The sequence below is a fragment of the Hyphomicrobium sp. genome, from assembly GCF_020852195.1.
Taxonomy (GTDB): Bacteria; Pseudomonadota; Alphaproteobacteria; order Rhizobiales; family Hyphomicrobiaceae; genus Hyphomicrobium_C.
On record NZ_JADZBI010000216.1, the window covers coordinates 1 to 4,172 of the forward strand.

Genomic DNA, 4,172 nt, shown 5'->3' on the forward strand with positions numbered 1-4,172 from the left:
GCCACGAGAGCGCCGAGGCGGCCCTGGAGCCGGCGGCCTGGTCGGCCACGCCGCTCGCGGCGAGCCTCTCCGTCGGCGACCGCATCACCATCTCGAGCGGCAAGGGCGAGCGCGTGCTCGAGGTCGTCGCCATCGCCGAGGTCGAACCCGCGCCTGTAGTCACCCGCGCAGCCGGCGCACCGCCGCCGGCCCGCAAGGTCACCGTCACCTGCCGCGACACGAGCAGCCCGGACGGCCAGCTTGTGACCTTCGAGGTTCCGGCCGACGCCACGCCTGGCGCCGCCGGGCGCCCGCTCATCTAAGCTGCCGTCAGCATCCTCTGGATCTGACCTCCACGCCGGTCCGCGCCAAGGAACAGTGTCCCTAACTCGTCCCCCATTGTGGCTTGGCGAACCCACGGCCCGCGCCGCTTAGCGGCCCGAGGCGGCTCCCCCGTTGCACGGCTTGTCGCAGCCCCTATGATGCAGCCGCAGCCACGATCCCCCTCATGATCGCGGCCCTCGACGCACGCCGGCCGGCGTCCCAAGGCCATCGCCCACCAGGAACGGAGTTCACGGCATGAGGCTCAATCCCCCGACAATCGTGATCTTCCTGATTTCCTTCGTCCTGGCCACGCTGGCGCTGATCACCAAGCTGGGCTTCATCCCCGTGCCGCGCTACCTACCCCACCAGGAGTTCTGGCTCTCGATCACCGCCTACCTGACGCTGATGGTCGGCAACCTCGTGCGCGGCCTCTAACTCCCTGTCATCCCGGCCAAGCGACGGCGCAAGCCGGAGCGCCGAGCCGGGACCCAGCGCAAAAAAAGCGTCGAAGACACAGTATTTCCTGCAAACGCCCGAGCGGCGCGTGCCCTCACCACGCGAACGGCTTGCGGTCCCGGAAGAAACCGCCGGTCGGGCCATCATCCGGCAGCGTCGCAAGCCAGACGGCCGTGTCCGCGCCCTCCTCCGGCGTGCGCGTGGCATCGGCGCCGCCCATATCGGTGCGCACCCATCCCGGGCACATGGCGTTCACCTTGATGTTGCCGCCGCCGAGCTCCGCCGCCGCAACGCGCGTCAACGCATTGAGCGCCGTCTTCGATATGCGGTAAGCCGGATAGCCCCCACCCATCTCGGCGAGTTGCCCCGCACCCGACGACAGGTTGACGATCCGGCCGTACTGCTGCTCGCGCATCAGCGGCACCGCCGCCTGGATGAGCCAGATCGGCCCGATCAGGTTGGTCTCCATCGTGCGCCGCACGGTCTCGGCCTTGAGGTCGAACAGGCTGGATTTGAACCCGCCCGGCCCATCGATCAGGATTCCCGCGTTGTTGACCAGGATGTCGAGACGTCCATAGAGGCGCTTGACCTCGGCCACCGCCTCGGCTGCACTCCCCTCGCGGGCCACGTCGAGCGCGACGACGGGGACGTCGAGCCCTTCCGGCTTCAGCTTCTCCGCGGCCGCCAGCCCATCCTTCGGATCGCGCGCGCCGATCACCGCCAGCACACCGAGGCGCGCGAGCTGCCGCACGATCTCGAAGCCGATGCCGCGGTTCGCGCCTGATACGAGTGCAGTGCGTGTGACAGCCATCCGGGGTCTCCTGCTCGCGCAAGCCTCACGAGTCGTGAAACCTTAGCCGTTTCGCCGCGCGTCACGCAATGCGCCGCCGGGCAGACAGACGAAAGCCCACCGTCCGGTGGACGATGGGCTTTCGGAAATCGACAGGCAGATGCGGCGGGCCGATCAGTTGCCCGGCGGATAGAGCCAGCTTGGTCCTACCGAGCCGCCACGCGTCGGCTGCGAGGCCAACCCGTTGTTGAAGGCGCCGGGACCGAAGTCGAAGCCCTTGTCGGATATCGACTCGCCGATGGGCGGCAGAACGGACTTAGGATCCATGCCGCCGAACCCCATGGACGGAGCCACCTTCGCTGCAGGCGCCGCCTCAGCCGACGGCTGCGAGGTCCCCTGGTTCTCGTACGTGAACGCCAGCGCTGCCTGAGCGCCAACCATCATCGCAACGCCGCCCACGGCGGCAAACATCAACGATCTCATTGCCAATTCACCCCAGATCATCGGCTATTGAGCGCAACATGGTACAGGAATCGAGGCATTCAAAGGGCATCGCCCCTATCCAACCCTAATGGACGGCGCCAATTTCCGAAAGTGTGACCGTTGCGCCACGCTACCCTTGGCCGATCAGCGGCGCCCGCGCGACCCCTCGTCCGGGCAATAGCTGCTGGCCTCCGCAGTACGGCCGATGAAACGGCACAACCTGTACTTCTCGGCCGGGTTCTCTCGCACCTCTCTGCCGGAGATTTTGAATCCGTGCTTGCGCGCGATCTGCGCCAGATGCTCGTCGTTGCAGTAGGGCGTCGAGATCCAGTTGCCGCCGGAAAGCTGGAACCCGTCCTTGCAGGCGATGCGAGCCTCCGCAGGCGGGGCCGCGATCATCGATTGAAGCGCCGCGAGGCAGAGGACGGAAAGGGCGATGGGGAAGAGCTTGGGCATGCTGTGCCTCCGTGTTGGTATCCCCGCCTCCGACGTGCTCCCTTCAGGTGGTCGGCCCAAGGCGCCGCCGCAAGGCCGCCTACGAAACCGTAATCCCGTCGAACGGGATGTCACCAGACGCCCGGCACCATCCGGTAGCGCACACGCGCCGCATACGCCGCGTAGCCCTCCAGCTCACGCGCCAGTGTCTCCTCCTCCAGCACGGCGCGCCAGGCGAGCAGCCCGATGAGGACCACGCCGGTCGCCACACCCCACCAGGAGCCGAGCAGCAGCGGCGTGCCAAGCAGAAGCGGAATGGCGCCCGCATACATGGGATGGCGTACATAGGCATAGGGTCCCGTCGAGACGACCTGCTGCTTGCGCTCGGTCTGGATCTTGACCACCGCCGCCGCGAACGTGTTGGCGAGCAGCGCGATGTGATTGAGATAAAGCCCCGCCACGATGCCCAGCGCCCCGGTGAGCTTGAGCCACGCCGGCATGTCGGACGCCTGAAAGCGCACCGCATCCAGCCCGCTGACCACGTACTGGACAAGCGACAGGAGAGCAGGATCTTGTCCCAGCTTTTCTGGTCCGGCTGAATGGGCGAGCGCAGACGCTCCTGGACCAGGGCGGGATCCTGCCGGACGATGACGAGGCCCGAGAACAGCCCAAGTCCGCACACCAGCGCCAGCAGCATCCAGCCCTCCGGCCAGCGCACGGTGCCCGCGGCGCCGAACAGCAGCACGGCGGCGATCACTGACCAGACGACCGTCCGCACGATCAACTCGGATACGAGCTTGGCTGTCGTCTCCATTGAAGCCCCTCCACTACCGGAATTCGGGATATCGCCGCGGAGCCGGCCATCCACCCTTCCCTCGCCCAGCCCGGCACGCCATATTCCGCCCATGGCGTCATCCCCTCAACGACCTCGCGGCCCGAAAGCTCCGCGGCCGTCCCGCGGCCGCTCCGGCAAGCCTGTGCCGCCGCCGGTGGAAACCTCAGCCGGCACGCCCGCCCCGCGCGGCTTCTCCGAGGCCCCCCAGGCTAACTTTGACACGTCGGGCCCGCTGGGCGAGTACGCCCCGGCCTATTTCGCCGAGCAGACGCGTCTTGAAACTGAGGGCAAGAAGCAACTCCCCGCTCTCCGCCAGAGCGGCCCGCTTCCGCCGCGCGCGGCAGCCGGCGAAAGCCTCGGCGACAGCCTCAACGCCATCCTGACGCGCCCACACGAGCGCTCGGAGAAGGCCAACGCCATCCTAGCGCGCCAGCCGATGATCGCGGCGCATCCGCTGGTCTCGGGCAACATGCCGATGTTCATGCCGCACCGGCCCGAGCGTCCGGAGAAGAGCGAGGGGGGACAGCGCTTCGAGATCATCTCCGAGTACGAGCCCAAGGGCGACCAGCCGACAGCCATCGCCGACCTCGTCGCCGGCGCCAACGCGAACGAGCGCACGCAGGTGCTGCTCGGCGTCACCGGCTCGGGCAAGACCTTCACCATGGCGCAGGTGATCGCCGCGACGCAGCGCCCGGCCCTGATCCTGGCACCGAACAAGACGCTCGCCGCCCAGCTCTACGGCGAGATGAAGAGCTTTTTCCCGGAGAACGCGGTCGAGTACTTCGTCTCCTACTACGACTACTATCAGCCGGAGGCTTACGTCCCGCGCACCGACACCTACATCGAGAAGGAAGCCGACATCAACGAGCA

At 67.5% G+C, this 4,172-nt stretch carries 7 protein-coding genes; 3 read left to right on the top strand and 4 right to left on the bottom strand.

The window, feature by feature from the left end:
- Both IT540_RS18015 and IT540_RS18020 read left to right on the top strand, forming a co-directional pair.
- On the top strand, positions 1–302 hold a 302-nt coding region (locus tag IT540_RS18015), incomplete at its 5' end, for a hypothetical protein (protein WP_291181017.1).
- 256 nt (positions 303–558) lie between these two features.
- Positions 559–738, top strand: coding sequence for a hypothetical protein (locus tag IT540_RS18020; protein WP_020086719.1), 180 nt, complete (start codon positions 559–561; stop codon positions 736–738).
- Between the two features lie 115 nt (positions 739–853).
- Here IT540_RS18020 and IT540_RS18025 read toward each other — a convergent pair whose 3' ends face one another.
- The 4 genes from IT540_RS18025 to IT540_RS18040 form a co-directional block, all read right to left on the bottom strand.
- Complete coding sequence (locus tag IT540_RS18025; protein ID WP_291181020.1) at positions 854–1,570, bottom strand: SDR family oxidoreductase; 717 nt, start codon at positions 1,568–1,570, stop codon at positions 854–856.
- A gap of 153 nt (positions 1,571–1,723) precedes the next feature.
- On the bottom strand, positions 1,724–2,020 hold the full coding sequence (locus tag IT540_RS18030; protein WP_291181022.1) for a hypothetical protein: 297 nt from the start codon (positions 2,018–2,020) through the stop codon (positions 1,724–1,726).
- Positions 2,021–2,176: 156 nt separating this feature from the next.
- Positions 2,177–2,488, bottom strand: coding sequence for a hypothetical protein (locus tag IT540_RS18035; protein ID WP_291181024.1), 312 nt, complete (start codon positions 2,486–2,488; stop codon positions 2,177–2,179).
- 110 nt (positions 2,489–2,598) lie between these two features.
- Positions 2,599–2,967, bottom strand: coding sequence for an isoprenylcysteine carboxylmethyltransferase family protein (locus IT540_RS18040; protein ID WP_291181026.1), 369 nt, complete (start codon positions 2,965–2,967; stop codon positions 2,599–2,601).
- Between the two features lie 405 nt (positions 2,968–3,372).
- On the opposite strand from IT540_RS18040, the gene IT540_RS18045 reads away from it, so the two are divergent.
- The coding region (locus IT540_RS18045) for a DEAD/DEAH box helicase family protein (RefSeq protein ID WP_291181028.1) at positions 3,373–4,172 on the top strand (800 nt) is incomplete at its 3' end.

Bases quoted from the DNA above. Each gene is read 5' to 3' on its own strand.
- IT540_RS18035 (WP_291181024.1), bottom strand. From the start codon at position 2,488: ATGCCCAAGCTCTTCCCCATCGCCCTTTCCGTCCTCTGCCTCGCGGCG.
- IT540_RS18020 (WP_020086719.1), top strand. From the start codon at position 559: ATGAGGCTCAATCCCCCGACAATCGTGATCTTCCTGATTTCCTTCGTC.
- IT540_RS18040 (WP_291181026.1), bottom strand. From the start codon at position 2,967: ATGCCGGCGTGGCTCAAGCTCACCGGGGCGCTGGGCATCGTGGCGGGG.
- IT540_RS18030 (WP_291181022.1), bottom strand. From the start codon at position 2,020: ATGTTTGCCGCCGTGGGCGGCGTTGCGATGATGGTTGGCGCTCAGGCA.
- IT540_RS18025 (WP_291181020.1), bottom strand. From the start codon at position 1,570: ATGGCTGTCACACGCACTGCACTCGTATCAGGCGCGAACCGCGGCATC.